11 protein-coding genes are annotated in these 14,905 nt (G+C 36.1%); 2 read left to right on the top strand and 9 right to left on the bottom strand.

Translation table 11 applies throughout. The features are described 5' to 3' along the window. The first annotated feature begins 323 nt into the window (after positions 1-323). Positions 324-860: a YceI family protein gene (locus ACFSTA_RS05010; protein WP_377555471.1), complete on the top strand. Its 537-nt coding sequence runs from the start codon at positions 324-326 to the stop codon at positions 858-860. Between the two features lie 92 nt (positions 861-952). On the opposite strand, the gene ACFSTA_RS05005 is transcribed toward ACFSTA_RS05010, so the two are convergent. From ACFSTA_RS05005 to ACFSTA_RS04970, 8 genes are all read right to left on the bottom strand, one after another. Further along, positions 953-2,974: an iron ABC transporter permease gene (locus ACFSTA_RS05005; protein WP_377555470.1), complete on the bottom strand. Its 2,022-nt coding sequence runs from the start codon at positions 2,972-2,974 to the stop codon at positions 953-955. Positions 2,975-2,978: 4 nt separating this feature from the next. Continuing rightward, on the bottom strand, positions 2,979-3,971 hold the full coding sequence (locus ACFSTA_RS05000; RefSeq protein ID WP_377555469.1) for an ABC transporter substrate-binding protein: 993 nt from the start codon (positions 3,969-3,971) through the stop codon (positions 2,979-2,981). Positions 3,972-3,982: 11 nt separating this feature from the next. Beyond that, positions 3,983-4,585: a nitroreductase family protein gene (locus ACFSTA_RS04995; protein WP_377555468.1), complete on the bottom strand. Its 603-nt coding sequence runs from the start codon at positions 4,583-4,585 to the stop codon at positions 3,983-3,985. A 94-nt stretch (positions 4,586-4,679) separates the two neighbouring features. Beyond that, a complete protein-coding gene (locus tag ACFSTA_RS04990) occupies positions 4,680-5,555 on the bottom strand; it encodes a VanW family protein (protein WP_377555467.1) in 876 nt (291 codons plus the stop codon). Positions 5,556-6,547: 992 nt separating this feature from the next. Then, positions 6,548-7,759: an NAD(P)/FAD-dependent oxidoreductase gene (locus tag ACFSTA_RS04985; RefSeq protein WP_377555466.1), complete on the bottom strand. Its 1,212-nt coding sequence runs from the start codon at positions 7,757-7,759 to the stop codon at positions 6,548-6,550. A 283-nt stretch (positions 7,760-8,042) separates the two neighbouring features. Beyond that, positions 8,043-8,906, bottom strand: coding sequence for a hypothetical protein (locus ACFSTA_RS04980; protein ID WP_377555465.1), 864 nt, complete (start codon positions 8,904-8,906; stop codon positions 8,043-8,045). A gap of 7 nt (positions 8,907-8,913) precedes the next feature. Continuing rightward, positions 8,914-9,489 carry a hypothetical protein gene (locus ACFSTA_RS04975; RefSeq protein WP_377555464.1) on the bottom strand — a complete coding sequence of 192 codons (576 nt, stop codon included), beginning with the start codon at positions 9,487-9,489 and terminating at the stop codon, positions 8,914-8,916. 156 nt (positions 9,490-9,645) lie between these two features. Continuing rightward, the gene (locus ACFSTA_RS04970; RefSeq protein ID WP_377555463.1) at positions 9,646-10,929 is read right to left on the bottom strand and encodes a SpoIID/LytB domain-containing protein; all 1,284 of its coding nucleotides are present in this window, start codon (positions 10,927-10,929) and stop codon (positions 9,646-9,648) included. A gap of 318 nt (positions 10,930-11,247) precedes the next feature. On the opposite strand from ACFSTA_RS04970, the gene uraA reads away from it, so the two are divergent. Beyond that, positions 11,248-12,531: a uracil permease gene (gene uraA, locus ACFSTA_RS04965; RefSeq protein WP_377555462.1), complete on the top strand. Its 1,284-nt coding sequence runs from the start codon at positions 11,248-11,250 to the stop codon at positions 12,529-12,531. Positions 12,532-12,628: 97 nt separating this feature from the next. Here the strand turns inward: uraA and ACFSTA_RS04960 are convergent, their stop codons facing one another. Further along, a complete protein-coding gene (locus tag ACFSTA_RS04960) occupies positions 12,629-14,785 on the bottom strand; it encodes a type IA DNA topoisomerase (protein WP_377555461.1) in 2,157 nt (718 codons plus the stop codon). Positions 14,786-14,905 lie beyond the last annotated feature (120 nt).

Genomic DNA, 14,905 nt, shown 5'->3' with positions numbered 1-14,905 from the left:
TACCTCTCCTTTATAAAAAAATCAGTATATTTTCTATAATAACAATAACTTAAATATTTTTCACTACATATATTTAGAAAAGCGAAATATTTTTTTACTAATTTTTACCAATAATTCTATGATTGCCATACAATAAATCATGTACTAATTTTTATGCCTTTTATCAGGAATAACACTTATGTCACAGTTTATATATATAACAATAGAATAAGTGAGAAAAGTCAATTTTTACGAATTTCTCACTTGACTAACTTTAATTATAAATATATACTTAGTAACATAAAGTAAGTTACTCATTAATAATTATATTTGGAGGGATATTGATGGCTAAGACCGTATGGAATGTAGATGCAGCCCATAGTGAATTAGGTTTTTCTGTAAAACATATGATGATTTCAAAAGTGAAAGGTACTTTTGAGAACTTTGATGCAGTTATCGAAGCAGATCTTGCTGATTTGACAGACTCGAAAGTGGAAGTATCTGTAGATCTTGATAGTATTAACACTCGCAATGAAGATCGGGACAATCACTTAAAATCAGGTGACTTTTTCGATGTTGAAAATCATCCTAAGATGACATTCGTTGCAACAGATATTAAGAAAATATCTGATAACAATTTTGACCTTAATGGTGATTTAACTATACATGGTACAACGAAACCAGTAACTGTAAATGTTACGTTGGAAGGTGTTAGTAAAGATCCAATGAGTGGAAATGAAGTAGCTGGATTCAGTGGAGAAGCTACAATTAATCGTAAAGACTTTGGACTTACATGGAACGTTGCAGTTGAAACTGGTGGCGTACTTGTTGGAGAAGAAGTGAAAATCAACTTCGAAATTGAAGCACATAAACAAGCATAAAACGACAGGGCGCAATTAATTGCGCCCTTTTACTTGTTAGTTAACTCTTAATCTTTTTATTTTCCTCATAACAAAATAATTGTTTCAACCTACTAACCACTTCGTTTCATTAACCATAAAAAGTATGGTGCACCTATGATAGCAACTAATATCCCAGAAGGAATCTCATTCGGAGCTAGTAATGTTCGGCTAAAAACATCCGCTACCATAAGCAGAACTCCTCCAATTAACATCGTAACTGGCAGTAGTCGTTGGTTTGATGGCCCTACCAATAGCCTTGCAAAATGTGGAGCAATTAGTCCAACAAATCCAATAGCACCAACTGCCGCAACACTGAAAGCAGCCAGTAATGTTGCCAGTAATGCTAATTGAAATCTTGTAGTCATCACAGACAGTCCGAGCCCTGTAGCAGTTTCATCTCCTAATGACAAGGTGTCTAACTTACGAATTCGCATGAGTAGTATTGGGATGAGGATCAAAACTGGCCAAATTAAATATTGAACTAGCTCAGACCATCCTCTTGCATAGGTGGTTCCCGATAGCCAAGTTAATGCAGACGCTACACCCATATCTGCTTGGACAACTAATATTTGAATAACTGCTGAACCAAATGCGGATATACCGATCCCAAGCAACGCTAATATTGCCGGTTGGAAAGAAGCACGAATCGCCAGTATCATTACGATTAGAAAGAATACAAAAGATCCAATCATTGCTCCAACAGGAATCCATATTGCTGAAATCCCAAACACATACATCGTTAATAGTGCACCAACACCTGCTCCAGATGTTATTCCGATTACAGACGGATCAGCCAATGGATTTCGAAGTACACCTTGAAAGATTAAACCACTAACCGCTAATATCATACCACTTAATAACGCTACTAAGGCACGGGGCAAGCGAAGATTTAATATCACGTTTTTCATAAACTCATTATCGCCAAACAACGCTTGGAATGTGAGTATCGGTTCAAACCCATAATTTCCCGAAGCTAAGCTAATAAATAAGGTACATATGATAATTACACATAGCACGGGAACAACAATTTTAAGTGGAAGTCTCATTGTTGTTCTACCTGCAATAATGGAAGAGTTTTCGGATCCATATTTATTTTTCTTCATCCGAAGTACCAAATAAATTAACCATGGTGCCCCAATTAATGCAGTAATTGCACCAACTGGAAGTTCAGAGAAAGATGGATCAATTACCCTTGCTAAAATATCAGCTAGTAATAGTACATTTGCCCCCCATATAAATGAAGCAATAAGTAATGGAAAATGTTTTCGATAGCCAATTAACTTAATTAAATGTGGTGCTACTAATCCAACAAAACCAATTGGACCGACAACACTAACTGTTACTGATGTTAGAAGAACTGCAATGATAACCGAAATAAATTTTATACGATTAACACTTTGCCCCAACGCAATAGCTACATCATCACCTAAAGTTAAGGTATCCAATTTAAAAGAAAGGAAGGTGATGAAGATAACACCAATAATGACAATCGGTAAGGAAAACTGAACACCACTCCAGTCATTTTGAATAAGTGTACCAGCCCCCCATAAAAACAGCCCTGCTGTTTCATTTTCATAAAAAATCTGTAACACACTTGTAAGCGAGGAAAATAAAAATGTAACGATCATCCCCGCTAAAACCATTCGTACTGGTGAAGCATTATTTCCACCAGATAAGATGAACACAATGACAAATGTGAGAATCCCACCTAGAAACGCAACAACGATCCCATTCCCAATTAAGGCGGTCGGGAATAAAACAGTAGCAAAAACCACCGCAAAATATGTACCTGAATGAATTCCTAATGTACTTGCTGAGGCTAATGGATTTTTGGTAACTGTTTGCAAAATGACACCTGCAACCGCTAGTGCTCCACCTGCAATGACTCCCATCAATGCGCGTGGTAATCGTAAATACCTGATTGTATGATGCTCTAAAATATCCTGTGGATGAAATATTGCACCTAATACAGATTCAACTGGAATGGACACATTACCTTGGTTTATATGTATAAATGTGAAAAGGCATAAAAGCGCGGTTCCACCGCCAAAGGTAAGAACCGCAATGATCATATTTCTAATTTTTAAACTCATTCAATCACTCTTTTACCATAGCATCGACTAATGTTTCTGTAAGCACTTCCGCTGATAATGTTCCGCCAAACGTCCACGTATCACCCGGCAGCTGATGGGTATTACCTTCCTCAACAAAACCTAGGTTTTCCCATACTGGATTTCCTTTAAGTTGATTTTCAAATATATTATCGTCTTCTTGTACAATATATAAAAATTGCAGGTTTTCTTCTTGGAAATTTTGTAACGCCTCAACGTTCACTTCACTATAGCCGTATACTTCAACTTTATCAGATTCATATGCATTTTCAAACCCTAAGTTACTCATAACTTGTGATACGATTGAATTATCCGTGAATAGTCTAATAATAGGTGTGTTCTGTGCTGTATATGCTTGTGTTGCTACATATGTTGCTCCTTCTAAATCTGCTTCGACAACTCGTTGCTTTTGCTCTTCCATAAAGCTATCCAACTCTGCTAAAACAGTTTCAGCTTCGCTTTCTTTATCAACGATTTTAGCCATCGTGTTAAACTCATTTATCATATTTTGATAATGATCTTGAATTGCTTCATCACCATATGGTGCAAACGTTACTACTGGGGCAATATCTTCTAAACTATCTAAATATTGCTCATGTCTAAAATCAACCGCAATAATCAAATCTGGATTTAAACGTGAGATTGCCTCTAAATTTGGCTCTTGACGAGTTCCAACATCAACAACATTCTCATCAAACTCTTCATCAATATTTACCCACTGATGAAATCCGTCTAAATCGGCTACTCCAGCTGGTTGAATTCCTAATGCAAGTAAGTGCTCCGCATAGGACCATTCAAGGACAACAATGTTCTCAGGTGTTCCGGTAATCGTTTGTTCCCCCAATGCATCTTCAATTGTTACGGTTCGTTCCTCGTTTGTATTGGCATCTTCTGTTGCATCACCTTCGTCATTATTTCCTCCACAAGCAACTAATAATGATAATATAAGAAAAATAGTAATTGCTAGAAATTTTTTCATAATATTTTCTCCTATCTAATATTTTTTGTTTGAATCCAATCGATCGAATCACAAATGGATGTACGTTCTTTTCCTTTTGGAACTTTATTGGGATATCCAACTTGAACAACAGCAATCAATCGGTGTTTATCAGGACTTAACCCAATATCATTTATAAAAACTTCATCACGTAACGTTTCTTTTGCTGTCCACATTGTACCTATTTCCTTTTCCCAAGCTAACAGTTGGAAATTTTGAATAAATGCACATACAGCCGCATAATTTTCATCATCAATATAACCACCGTTATCCTCTTTGTCCATATAAAAAAGAATATGGTGCGGAACAGAAGTAAAGAAACGATCATATGCTATACGTGCCTTTTTTAATTTTTCTTCCTTTAGGGTCTTTAATAGACCTAATCTTATGTAACTATCTACTACCTTTTCTCCAAATATGGATCGTGATTCATCTTCGTATACTTTTAACTTCCATGGTTCTTTCATATGATGATTCGGTGCATAGGACGCATGTTCTAACAATTCGATTAATAATTCTCTTCTAATTTTTTCCGGTTTATAATCTAATATCGTTCTCCTGCTCCTTACGATATCTACTATGTTAATGTTATTCACCTACCTCAGTGATAATGAGAATCTTTATCAATTACATTAATATAATAAATGGAAACGCTTGTTATGTCAATAAAAAAATAATTTGCAATTAGAATCAATTTCTTTTACTTTTTATTTCCACAGACTCAGAAGAAAAAATTCGAATGATCACTTTACCATCCAAAGCCTTTGCTCGGATGAGGATGGGATGATTGTATTCGTTTACAAATACAAAATCTGGTCCCCACCAACTAACAGTAGCGTCCTTTCCAGGAGGTACATAAGGGACTTTTCGGCTATGGGAATAACGCTCTACTATTTTGATACCATCTAATGATACTGCATTGAAAAGTGTAGAGGAAACTTGACATATTCCACCACCAATATCCTCAGACAATTCACCTTTCACGATAACTGGCGCCCGCTTATATCCTCTCTCTTTTGTTCTTTTACCGACCACATTATTAAAAGAAAACTGCTCACCAGGAAAAACGACATGATTATTTATCGCCTCTGCAGCCAACTCAATATTATGTGATCGTTCCTTATTCCCTTGTCGAAAATACGTCATGTAACTACCTAATTCAAAATTTCGTATTTCAGATAGCAACTCACCATCTACCCTAGGATAAATATTTCTTAAAGGCACATCTACTTGAAGTGAAACATTAGAATAATAATAATCGTGAAAATGCTGATATAATCTATATCTATTCAATGCTACTCCTGGTTTGGCTGGTATTATTTGTCCATGATCATTGATATAAGCGTTTTTCGGGGCTTTAAATATCTGTTCTTCAATTCGATCAAATAGTAGCTCCAATTTGTTACGATTAATAAATTGTGGAGCTGCAGTTTGAATTCGAAAGTGCTCTCGAACTAGCGTTTCACTAACATGTTCGTCTTTAATTACTAATGTAGTTGCAGCAACCTCACTAGTGGTAATTAGTAAGCATATTGTGGTGAGTAATAGAACTTTCTTCATGATCATCAGACCTCCTCCTATTAGTATTTAACGAATAGGAAAAAGCATGTAAAAAAGAAAGGTTGTTTTCTAAAAGATTGTTGTTTATTAAGTATGAATCTTAATGAGTAATTTATATAGAATGCGCAGTAACATTGTCGTGGGTTTGTTCTCACACTCTTATTAAATTGAGTGCTACAAAACCGCTCCGGCAGAATACTTCGCTTTCACTTCCAGCACAAGTGCGACATCTGTTCAAGCTCCTTTAGGTCGCTTTTACAGTGTCTACTTTGCCGTGGGCACGGCCTCAGCCAGGGTACTTCTCGAATATACTTCTTCGTTCCCTTGCGCCGAGGAAGCATACTTCGGAGCGTAACTAGAAGACGCAGGCGCATCTCCGGGGTCTTCGGACACGTGCTGTTCCCACAGGAGTCTACGTATTCTGCCTACGCTGATGGTGATTTCATGTCTAAAGATAACTGTTACAACTACACTAGCGTAGGAAATACATGAAGACTCCTTGAAAAAGAAAACCACTTTTTCTGCGTGCGATGTAACGCTGATGTAGCATTCCTTGTCCTGCGGGAGGAAAGGCATCGGTGAGACCCCGGAGTGCGACAGCACGAGGAGGCTCACCAGCCGCCCGCGGAAAGCGAAATGTATTTCCGGAGCGATGTCTGGAGCATAACATTACGCATCAGTTTCACCAATTTTTTAACTTAAGTTACTCCCTCAGTTAGATTCTATTTACTCACAAATGCTCGCTGTGCATTTTCTATCAATTTTGCAACAAACTATGCGAAAAGAGCCAAAAGAAACTATTCCAAAGAAAACGTTGGTGGTAAAATCGTAATAACGATCTTCACACCAACGTTTTATACTAATCATCTAAAATCGCGCTTATTTTCTAATGTTCTACAAGCAACCATGTAGCCGACCAATGATGCTATGGCTGCAATGAACCAATAAAATGCTCGTTTCATTCTATAATCCCCTCCTGGAGTAACAGTTATTTTTATTTAAAAAGGACGTACTTTCCCTTTTTTTAGGAACAGATGTAAACCTCCGAGTAAGAATAGGTATCGGTTATCAACAACTTTCTTCATTGCTGCAGCTGGTTTTCCATACAATTTTGTACCATCTAAAATAGTTCCCATAGCATCTGTTACACCTAGAGAAGCTACTGTTCCTTTATCACTAAATACAAACTTCTGCAAAGGCTCATGGTGAAGTAACGCTCTAATATTATTAGCACAAGTAGTAGCGTGTTGCATCGCAGCCTGAGCTGTAGGTGGGTAAGGTCTGTTTTCTGCTTCATTCATTACCCATGCACAATCACCCAAGACAAAGATATTTTCTTCACCTGGTGCTCGCAGATCACTGTTAACCGTTACTTTTCCTTTAGTTAAATCAAATCCGGACTTACCTAACACAGAGTTGCCAGTAACACCACCAGTCCAGACAATCGTTCCTGCCTTAATTAATTCATGCCCTTCTCCAACGATAAATCCTTCTTTTGTACATGATTGAATTTTTGTACCTTGCTTCAGTTCGACTCCACGTTCCTGTAAGGACTTTTTAGCATAAGCAACTAATTCTTCATCAAAACCAGGTAAAATAGAAGGCGATGCTTCGACATTAATTATTTTTGGTATGTTCCGGTCAATATCATATTTTCGGCATAACTGTGGGACTCTCTCAGCTAATTCACCTATGAATTCAACTCCTGTAAATCCGCCACCACCAACGAGAATCGTTAGACTATGGTCATCTTTTTGCTCGCTATTTTTATATTGAGCGAATTGATATTCTATATGCTCCCGAATTAATTGACAAGAATCGATATCCTGAATGAAAAAGGCGTTCTCATCCATCCCTTTTATTCCGAACGTATTTGTTTCAAATCCAAGAGCCATCACAAGATAATCATATTTAATCTCACTATTTTCCAACACCACAAGTTGTTCTTCTCGCTTCACTTCCACAACAGCATCATAAATTAAACGTACACGATTTGGATTAATAATATCACGAATCATTATTCGAGCCTGATTGTGATTAATTGTACCAGCAGCCACTTCATGTAGCCACGTCGTTTGATAATGATAGTTATGTTTATTAATTAATACAATTTCCGCTTCTTCTGGTTGTAATCTCTTCATCAGTTTTTTCGTCGTCATCATTCCTGCATATCCAGCACCTAAGATGACTATTTTTGGTTTTGAATTCATTCATTTCCACCCTTTCCAGTTTCCCTAGCAACTTTCTTACCGACCTCTAAATAAGTGTGTCAATTACCAATGAATACCAATTTAATCTTATTTCTATCATAGCAAAGATTGTTATAATAGCAAAGCAGTTAGAGAGTAAGTTTATCCATCATATTTTATCTTGTCTTAAAATGGAAATTATCATGCAAAAAATATATTGCTGTATTCACTTTAAATGAATCGACCAGAAAAAGTGTCGACCGCTGTCCAGGCAGTCGACACATTATTATTGAATAAGAAATGGTTACCAAACGTCTCCCCGTTCTTTTTTCCGTTTCTTCATTTCCTCTGTCCAATCGCTTACTTTTTCTTTTATGTCATCTGCAATTGCATTAATTTCATCGATTTTAGCAGAACGTAATTCTCTCCAATCTTCCATTCGTTTATTATAATGTGTAGCTATTAAATCTTTTAACTCCTGATGTTGGTCACTCGGAATCATATCTGCTTCTTTGATCATGTTTAACGCAAAATTATACCGGTCTCGTTCTTGTTGCATGATGATTTTTATTTTCTCGTGATCTACATCATATTTGTTATATTCATCGAGAATCTCCCATGGGCCTGGAGCTTTTGTAAATGCCCATGCTAAATCAATTGCAGATGGTAGCCACTCATATTCAATTGTTTGCTTTAAATCATCTGCATTGTTCGCTGTATAATATTCGCCTTTTCCTGCTTCAGAAACCAGTTTCAATTGTTCCTCCGCATCTTGATCAACATTAAATCCAATTATATTTACGGAACGATGATCATTCAATGCCACAAAATCTTCCGCAGCCTGGACAGGATCACCGTCACAGGTTTCAACCCCATCACTAACAATATACACCGTTATAGAACCATCCACACTCGCACTCATTTCTGCTGCCTTATTGATTGCTCCAGCTAATGGCGTCCACCCTTTACTTTCAAAAGTAGATAAAGATGCTTCAAATTTTTCTTTCTCATATGTATCTAACTGATAAATCTCCTCTATACCATTACATGACAACGATTTATCTTCACTTGATTCAGAACCCTCGTGACCATATACAACAAGTGAAATCTCACTATCCTGACCAATCACATCAGCAAAACGTTTTACTGCCTTCTTCGCAATATCCATTTTAACCTCACCATCGACCGATAATAACATACTTTGAACTTGCATCTAATAAAATGATCGATTTGTCACTGTTTGGTTCTTGTTTTATCTCTTCTACCGTTTTACCCGGGTATGGAAGGTAAGGTTCTTCGAATTCTGGTTCAAATCCTTCTGCTAACTCCAATACCTCCTGATAGTTTGGTGTTCCTAAAATGTATATTAGCGCTTTTTCTAATTCAGACGGATTCTGTGTTTCAGAAGTAAGACTTTCTATGTGTGATTTTAGCTCGCTCTCCATACCCAAAAGAAATTCTGCCATATCTACTTCTAATTCATCTTGCAAGGAACGGCCATTTAACATTAGACCTCCTTGCTGTTCTTTCATTTCTAGTAATGATGTAGGTATTACAACAGATTGAACTTGCTCAAATATATTATCTATTTTTTCCGATGTTTGTTCGTCATTTTCATCATTTTCCTCGATCTTATTATTTTCAACTTCCTGTCCATCAACATTGACATTATCTGGATCATCATTACTGCATCCCGAAAAAATGAATAGGATAAAAAGCATAGAAATGATTCCTTTATACCAACTATACAATGTTACACTCCCCCATTCTTCACGATCATTTTATTTTAGATTGAATATTTCTATTATTTTTGTCAATATTACTAATTTCCTAATTACAACCAAAGAACAATACTTTTTACCTAGCTATAGACAAAGTAGAAAAAGCCACCAAATGGTGACTTTTAATTAATTCGTTGGACGTACAATTGCTTCATCGGCTATATCCACGATCGTAGTTCCGGGGTAATAATAGTTAACAATCTCTTTATATTTTTTCCCCTGTTCCGCCATATAGTGTGCTCCCCATTGGCTCATACCAACACCATGGCCATACCCTCTACCTTTCATTGTATACTGTTCTTTATTTACCTCCAATGAATCAATTAAGTAACTTTTGAAAATGGTTCCCCCTATCATTGGTCGTATTCGATTTAAGTTTACATCCTTCAGCTCTAATTTTTGAAATAAAACCGTTCCTTCCAGTAGTCGCTGCATAAACTCAATTGTTATTGAACCTTTCTCACTTCGACCAGATTCAAATGTTTCGTTAGATAATTCAAATTTAGGTATAGATAGGATTTTGATTTCACCTGGGTACCCATTATTATTTAACCAATTTCTCATCGATTGTGTGATTTCTTTATCCTTCTCCTCTAAGCTTTCCCACCAATTTTGAAGATCCCACATAATTTCATCCAAATCGATTTGTAGTTGATGTAATTTAAATTCCCATGGATGAGTTGGATCATATGGATCTTCTTTTACCGGGAAATATTTTAAGGGATTCCCCCCCCATACATTCGCATTATTTTCTGTTACTCCACCATTGCTAGCCGAATAAAACGTTTCAATCAAGCGGTTGTGAAATGTAATCACCTCACCCTTCGTTTCCTCGACCGCTTTTGTTGTACTTTCATCCCAAGAATATCCACCATAAACTTGAAACCTTATCGTATCGTCAATAATTTGATTTATTTTCGAAACAGCATACGTTCTAGCTGCTAAGGTTTGTGCTTTTAATGTCTCCATCCCCCAAGACGAAAATACTTCAAATGGAACAACACCTTTTAAATAATCTTCTAGTGGAAGTTGGTTAATCGGGCGAATAAATTTATCCTCTTCAATAGTAAATTCCATCGCTCCTAAGTACGGACGATCATTTACGTGTACTTGTTGTCCTTCACTCTCTGACGCTGGAATAAGAATAAAAGGTCCACTTATTTTTTGTTTTTTCGCTTTCCCCTCCTTTAAATAAAGTGACCCTCGCTGCACCGATAATGTATAATTCACTCCTTCTTTTAATTGTAATGTAGGGTCAAATGTGAAGTAGTCTCCTGCAATTTTAATATCGAGTTCAGATGTATTGCCAACATAGTTAACTAGTTTAACCGTGACCATTTCATCTGCATTTGAATTAGTTGGAAACATGAATACGAGCAGTGTCGTTAAAACTAATATATATTTTTTCATATTTATATTTTAGCTTTCCAATGTTGTATTATGCAGGTAATTTATTACAAGTATTTAAAATATATATTGACATGGTAGTCCATTATGTGTAATATCAAATTAAGTTCATACGGTTACCTTTAATTCAGTCCCGTGAGACTGGCAAGGTGGAACAGACATAGGTCTGTAAATATTAAAACCAATGGGGAAATGTTGCCCTATTGTTTTATATGTACGCAAACACCTTGCCGATTCTTGGCAAGGTGTTTTTTTGATAGTTTTGTAGCTTCCTTTTTACCTGGTAACTGATGAACCTACTAATGAAAGGGAGAGAATAGAATGGAAAAATACGATGAGATTCAAGTGGATCAACGCTTACCTTTTTTACAAAGTTTACCATTAAGTTTTCAGCACTTATTCGCCATGTTTGGCTCAACTGTTTTAGTTCCTGTTATATTTGGGGTTAACCCTGCCACCATCTTATTAATGAATGGTATTGGAACGTTAATTTATATTTTTATAACCAAAGGAAAAATTCCTGCTTATTTAGGATCAAGCTTTGCTTTTATTTCCCCAGTTTTAGTTGTATTAGGCCATCATAACGGTGGAGATGGTTATAGTTACGTACTAGGTGGATTCCTTGCAGTAGGTATTGTGTTAACATTGGTTGGTTTAATCGTACGAGTCGCTGGTACTGGCTGGATCGATGTGATGTTCCCACCTGCAGCAATGGGGGCTATCGTAGCAGTTATTGGTCTTGAACTAGTACCGGTAGCAGCGGAAATGGCTGGATTAATTGCTCCAGATGGGGCTGATTCCACATGGACGATGGATCCAAAAGTAGTAATTGTTTCCGTATTAACACTAGCGATTACAATTGTTTGTTGGGTAACATTACGTGGTTTCTTTAAAATTATTCCAATCTTAATCGGAATTGTATCCGGATATGTCATTGCCTATTTTACTGGATTAGTCGATTTTGATGCAGTAGGTGAAGCCGCTTGGGTTTCTACTCCTGAATTTTATCAACTGAAGTTCGATTGGTCTTCCATATTTATTATTTTACCAGCTGCCCTTGTTTTAATACCTGAGCATATCGGACACTTATTTGTTACAAGTAATATTGTTAAAAAGGACTTGGCAAAGGATCCCGGTCTTGATCGCTCACTAATGGGTAACGGGTTATCCACGATTCTTTCTAGTTTTATAGGATCGACACCGAATACAACATACGGTGAAAATATCGGAGTTTTAGCAATTACACGTGTATATTCAACTTGGATTATTGGTGGTGCTGCAGTAATTGCCATTATTCTATCATTTTCAGGTAAGCTTGCCGCGCTTATCTCTTCCATTCCTGCAGCAGTAATGGGAGGTATATCTTTACTATTATTCGGTATTATCGCAGCAAGTGGTATCCGAATGCTAGTAGAAGCGAAAGTTGATTACAGTCGTTCACAAAACTTAATTCTAACTTGTGTTGTACTTGTTATTGGAATTAGTGGTACAACCATCCAAATTAAAGAAGTTGCGTTAACTGGAATGGGACTAGCAACGATAGTAGCAATTATATTAAGCTTATTATTTAAGTTATTTGATCTCCTCAAGTTATCAAATGAATAATACTGAAAATGAATGGTGTCTAGAGCATATCTAGGCACCATTTTTATTTTCCTTTGTCTCGATTCATGATTTAACAATGAGTCTGCTATTAGCAGCCTCATTTCTTAAATTCCATTTTCCAACTATAATAGTCATTTTGCTCATTTTTTTCATATTGGAGATATGCGTTAAATTTCTTTCCTTGTTTACTAGTAAGTCCCTTTACATACGCTTGTCTATTTTTTAGTAAATCCTTCACCATCGTTTTGGTAGGTCGTTTCTTAAGAGCCCGTAAATAAAAATCATTTTTCCAAATAACAAACGTACAGCCTTTCTTCCAATTACTACAGCCATACCCTTTACTTCCTTCAACAATGTTACCTTCACAAGCAGGACATTTTCCGAGAATTTCATTTGTCATACTTTTTGCTACAGAAACTTCATTAATAATGATATCACGATCTTCTTTAATCGTTCCGACAGAATTATTCGTAAAATTAAATACCAAATGTAAAAATTCTCTTTTATGTACCTTTCCTTTTTGAATCTCCGATAACGTTTTTTCCAGTCGACCAGTGAATTCAAGATCAAATAAATCTGTCACAGGGAACGTTTCTACTAACTTTCTTCCCAAATCTGTCGTTACTACGTTTTTGCTATTTGTAGTAATATACCCAACATCTTTTAGCTTTTTAATTGTTTCTGCTCGAGTTGCTGGTGTACCAATACTAAACCCGGTTAAAATACTTCCCATAATTTCTTCTTTTTCATCTTCTTGAAAACTTTTTCCACACGTTTCCATTACACGAAGAAGTGTTTTTTCTGTATGAGGTTTAGGTGGCTTCGTCACATGACTGGTTACTTCTGCATCTTGAACATGAACATGCTCATCGATTCGAACAACTGGTAGTAATGCATCTTTCGATTGTATATTTTCAACCTTCTTCCAGCCATCAACAAGTTGCACTCTACCTTTGGAAACAAAATATCCTGTCACTTCATGGTTATTAATTTTCGTTTTTACATTCGTTTCCTCGTGTTGAGCAATCGGCATAAACTGCATGATAAAACGATTTTTTATGGCAGTATAAACAATTTGCTCTTCTTTTGTAAGACGCTTCGGTATCATATAAGTTGGAATGATCGCACTATGGCTTTCCACTTTAGCATTATTAAATATTCGTTTTGTTTTCATAAATTTAATTTCATCTTTATAAGGTAAATCCTCTGAAATAGTTTTGAGAACTTTGGCAGTTTTTCCAACTAAGCTTTCCTCAAGAGCAATACTAGAGGTTCTAGGATATGTTATAAACTTTTTCTCGTATAAGGATTGTGCTACCTTTAAAACTTTATCTGATGTCCACCCCTTAAACTTACTCGTAATATATCCTTGCAAGTTTGATAGATTAAATAAAAATGGCGGAAATTCTTTCTTTTTCTCTACTTTCTTATCAATCACCGTTGCTTGTTTTTGTTGTACAAGTTGTTGTAAATGAAGTAATTCATCCTGTTTCTTAAACTTTTCCTCTTTTCCTTTTATATATGTACCTTCATATGTTTTTCCTTCATCGGTTTGGAATACTGCCTTTAGTTTAAAGTAATCTTCAGGGACAAATTGTTCAATTTGTTTATCTCGATCATAGATTATTTTTAGCGTTGGTAGAAGTACACGACCAATATTTAGTGCCTTACCTTTTCCTTTTTGATATTTCAAAGTGGCTACAGAGGTAAGATTAATTCCGATTACCCAATCCGCCCACTGTCTACTAACACCTGCATCCTGTAGAGGTCTTAATTGTTCATTTGGCTTCATATTCTCAAGCCCATGAAGAACTTCATCTTTCGTCCATTCATTCAGTAATAAACGATATACAGGTTTATTCAATTTTGCTCTATATATAATACTGTCACCGATAATCTGCCCTTCGCGATCATAGTCACATGCAGAAATAATCATCTCCACATCACGTCGTTTCATAAGATAATGGATTGTTTTCAGCTGCTTTTCTGCACCACGGTCCGATCTACCTCTATTTCGAGGATCATTCTTGACTTTATATTCGAATTTATCAGGGATAAATGGAAAGTTGTCCATCTTCCACCTAGCCATCTTCGTATCATAATCCTTCGCATCAAACAACTGTAATAAATGGCCAAAAGCCCAAGTAATAACATATTGTTGTCCTTCAAAATAACCGTCTTGTTTATTTTTGATTAATAAAGCATCCGCAATATTTTTGGCAACGGAAGGTTTTTCTGCAATTATAAGTCTCATCATATAACACCCATTTCAATTAAAAAGTTGGAATTTGGAATGTAGAAAATTTGATTGGTAGTATGGAAGGAAAGGAGAAGGTAATTATTATTATACTATATTCCGAGTTTTAAATCTAAG

Source organism: Ornithinibacillus salinisoli (genome assembly GCF_042684965.1).
Taxonomy (GTDB): domain Bacteria; phylum Bacillota; class Bacilli; order Bacillales; family Amphibacillaceae; genus Ornithinibacillus; species Ornithinibacillus salinisoli.
This window is presented reverse-complemented; position numbering and strand designations above follow the sequence as displayed.

What these genes read in the sequence shown, in the direction of transcription:
- ACFSTA_RS05000 (WP_377555469.1), bottom strand. Translation starts at nt 3,971, where the DNA reads ATGAAAAAATTTCTAGCAATTACTATTTTTCTTATATTATCATTATTA.
- ACFSTA_RS04985 (WP_377555466.1), bottom strand. Translation starts at nt 7,759, where the DNA reads ATGAATTCAAAACCAAAAATAGTCATCTTAGGTGCTGGATATGCAGGA.
- ACFSTA_RS04960 (WP_377555461.1), bottom strand. Translation starts at nt 14,785, where the DNA reads ATGAGACTTATAATTGCAGAAAAACCTTCCGTTGCCAAAAATATTGCG.
- ACFSTA_RS04980 (WP_377555465.1), bottom strand. Translation starts at nt 8,906, where the DNA reads ATGGATATTGCGAAGAAGGCAGTAAAACGTTTTGCTGATGTGATTGGT.
- ACFSTA_RS05005 (WP_377555470.1), bottom strand. Translation starts at nt 2,974, where the DNA reads ATGAGTTTAAAAATTAGAAATATGATCATTGCGGTTCTTACCTTTGGC.
- uraA (WP_377555462.1), top strand. Translation starts at nt 11,248, where the DNA reads ATGGAAAAATACGATGAGATTCAAGTGGATCAACGCTTACCTTTTTTA.
- ACFSTA_RS05010 (WP_377555471.1), top strand. Translation starts at nt 324, where the DNA reads ATGGCTAAGACCGTATGGAATGTAGATGCAGCCCATAGTGAATTAGGT.
- ACFSTA_RS04970 (WP_377555463.1), bottom strand. Translation starts at nt 10,929, where the DNA reads ATGAAAAAATATATATTAGTTTTAACGACACTGCTCGTATTCATGTTT.
- ACFSTA_RS04990 (WP_377555467.1), bottom strand. Translation starts at nt 5,555, where the DNA reads ATGATCATGAAGAAAGTTCTATTACTCACCACAATATGCTTACTAATT.